This window comes from Streptomyces adustus (assembly GCF_009377175.1).
In the GTDB taxonomy this organism is placed as follows: domain Bacteria; phylum Actinomycetota; class Actinomycetes; order Streptomycetales; family Streptomycetaceae; genus Streptomyces; species Streptomyces adustus.
On sequence record NZ_VJZD01000478.1, the window covers coordinates 1 to 2,984 of the forward strand.

Sequence of the window (2,984 nt, forward strand, 5' to 3'; positions counted from 1 at the left end):
GGGCGGCACGGGCGGGGGCGGCAGGGAGCCGATCCGGGCTAACGGGACCACGTTGTCCGGGGTGTCGTCGTCGGACACGGGCCCTCCTCTCTGATGACTGCCGGTGAGGGAAGAGGGCCGCCTCGTACGCGTACGCGTACGCCTGGTTAGGACCCCCGTCAAGCCTCTTTTTCGGGGTGATGATGATGACGATGACGATTACTGGCAGTGATCCCGGTAGAGCCGTTCCAGCTCCGCCGACAGCGCGTTGAACGTGCTGTGATCGCCAGTGCGGCGCACTTTCTGAAGAGCACTGACCTTCAGCAGGTCGAGCCAGGCCCGGAAGAATTCCTCCGGACCCCGCTCGCCGGCCGTCCTCGCTTGTTCGAATCGGGCGTTCCAGTGGGCCGCCTTCTTCGGGGACAGCGGAGCCGTCATCAGGCACCGCGCCGCTGCTGCCCGGAACCGAAGAAGTCACCCAGCAGTCGCGGCGCACCAGCCGGGTCGCCCTCGCTCTCGCCCGGGGCGAGCCGCTGAAGCGTCACCTGCGCGCTGTTGTGCGCGGCCGCGCCAGCGGCGGCCTTGAGCTGCGCCTTCTTCAGCTGCTTGTCCTCGCGCCGCCGCAGGACGACGTCGGGCTGGGTCTCTTCGTACGCGGCAACCACGCCGTTGATGGCGCGGGCCGCCTTGCGCATGGCGCGGGCCGCGTCCCGCAGCGGCTTGACCCGCTTGCGGGCCCGGGCCGCTGCCGAGATGCCCCAGGGCAGGTCACCGTCGAGGCGGCGGGCCTTGAGGTCGCTCTGCACGGCGTCGGCGAGGGCGTCATAGGCCTGCGCGTCGGTCAGCAGGCTGCCGCGGTGCTGCGCCTGCCAGCCCTCACGCTGGCCGGGCAGCGCCAGAGCCTGCACGCCGCTGGTGACGCGGCTCGCAATGTCCTTACTCATCAGGGGTTTTCTCCTCAGGAAGGGGCGATACTCGGGGGAGCTGTGACTGCTTCCGGCAGTCGCAGCGAGGGCCAGCCCAATTGGCGTGGGCTGGCCCTCACTGATGTGTGCCGGACGGTGGATCAGCGCAGGTGCTTGTCCGCGTCCTCAGGGCGCAGGAGACCGGCCTCCTTCAGCAGCCGGATCGCGCGGGGCTGGTTGACGGACAGTTCCGTACGGGCGCGGCTGATGTTGACGTAGCCGTCCGTCTCGCGCGGCAGCTGTCGTACAAGGGGGAGCAGTTCGTCGTCCGTACGCGGTGCGGTCGCCGTACCGGTACGCCCGGCGGGAGCTGTCGCGGCCGGGGCCGTACGGGCGGTGACCGTACTGGTACGCGTCCCGCCACCGTGTCCGGCCGCGCTCGTACGGACCGGGCCCGGCGTACTAGTACGCGCCGCCCCGGACGGGGCTGCCTGTACGCCGCTAGTACGACCGTTGTTCGCGCTGGTCACACCCGCATTCGCCGTCGCCAAAGCGGCGGTGTGCGGGGCGCCGTGTACAGGCTGCGTACCAACCGTGCCGGAGCCCGTACAAACGGCCGCCGTACCGGCCGGGGGCGCGTACGAGTGCGTCGCGGACGGACCTGTACGGGCGGGGACGGTGCGGTCCGTACGGGCCGCTGTACCGGTACGCCCGTCCGTCCCGCCGGAGTCCGTACCGCCGTGTCCGTCCGTACCGGTGTCGTGCATGAGTGAGTGGACGCGCCAGATGACGGCCACGAAAATCAGGACGACGAACGTGGTCAGCCACCACGGCGCGGCCTGTCCTTCGGGGACGAGGTGCGCCTGCTCCGACAGGTGGTAGATCACGTTCGCCGATGCCATCAGGGTCAGGGCCGCGGGGATGTCCCGGCGGGTGCGGAACGCGGTGACGCAGTACACGTCGATGGACACGGGCAGGAGCGGGGCGACGTAGGGGTGGATGCCGACCATGTGGGCGAGTTCGTACTCGCCGGACGCGGCGAGGCCGATCCCGGCGAGCAGGGCGATCCAGGGGGCGGTGCGCCAGCCCGCTCCGGCGATCCGGCGGTGCCATCCGTGCCAGCGCGACGACTCGCGCTTCGCGTCCTTCAGTTCGTCCAGGAGCCGGCGGGCCCGGGCTTCGTCGGCCTGCGCCCGCTCGGCGAGCGCGTCGGCCTTGCGCTTCGCGTCGCCGACGATGCGGGCGGCTTCCTTCTCCGCCGTCTCGCGCAGCCGGTCGGTGACGGTGGCGGCCTCCCGCTGGAGGCGGGAGCGCTGTTCGTCGCACGCCGCCCGGAGCCTGGCGAGGTCGGTGTCCAGGGCGGCCCGCTTGCCCGCGGCCTCCTGGTCAAACGCCTCGCCCATCTCGCGCAGCTGCTCGCGCAGTTCGGCGCGGGCCTGCTCGGCTTCGGTGTACGCGGCGGTGACGGCCTGGTCGGCGTCGCGACGGCGGGTATCGGCGGCGGCGACCGCGTCGGCGTACAGGGTCTCCGCCTCGGTGCGGCGGGCGTCGTAGACGGCGGCCGCCGTCTCGGCGAGCTGCGCGGCCCGGGCGTGGGCCTGGTCAACCTCCGCCTGTGCGGCGACGGCCAGCTGCTGTGCGTGCTCGTGGGCGCGGGCGACGATCTGCCCGGCCTCGGTGCGGCGCCGCTCGATCAGGGCGCCGGTCTCGGCGAGGTCGGTCTCCGTGACCCGGCGCAGTTCGGCGAGCTGCGCGCGGGCGGTGTCGTGGTCGGCGGCGGCCTGCCCGGCCAGGTCGGCAACCTGCGCCCGTGCCTCGGTGAGGATCACGGCTGCGCGGTCGCGGGCCTCGGTCAGGATCCGGTCGGCATCGTCGCGCGCGGCAGCGGCCTGCTCGCGGGCGGCGTCGATGATGTCGGCGACCCGGTCTCGGGTGTCCGTGTCCAGCATCGTGTCCGGCCCGGCCTGGTCGGTCACCGGGGCGGCGGGCGGCGCGGCAGCGGTCTTCCTCGTGGTGGGCCTCTTGGCGCGGGGGGTCCTGGCGGTCACGCCGCCTCCTTCCGGTTCGGGTGCCGTCCGTGCGGGCGGCGGGGGTGGGAGG

3 protein-coding genes are annotated in these 2,984 nt (G+C 72.7%); all 3 read right to left on the reverse strand.

Annotation, left to right across the window (positions count from 1 at the left end; genetic code table 11):
- Window positions 1-198 precede the first annotated feature (198 nt).
- Window positions 199-417 (reverse strand): hypothetical protein, encoded by a 219-nt coding sequence (locus FNH09_RS45790; protein ID WP_152895781.1) that lies wholly within the window; start codon window positions 415-417, stop codon window positions 199-201.
- Window positions 417-923, reverse strand: a complete 507-nt coding sequence (locus FNH09_RS45795; RefSeq protein WP_152895782.1) for a hypothetical protein — start codon at window positions 921-923, stop codon at window positions 417-419. Before FNH09_RS45795 ends, FNH09_RS45790 begins: the two co-directional genes overlap by 1 nt.
- A gap of 122 nt (window positions 924-1,045) precedes the next feature.
- Complete coding sequence (locus tag FNH09_RS45800) at window positions 1,046-2,932, reverse strand: hypothetical protein (protein ID WP_162470103.1); 1,887 nt, start codon at window positions 2,930-2,932, stop codon at window positions 1,046-1,048.
- Window positions 2,933-2,984 lie beyond the last annotated feature (52 nt).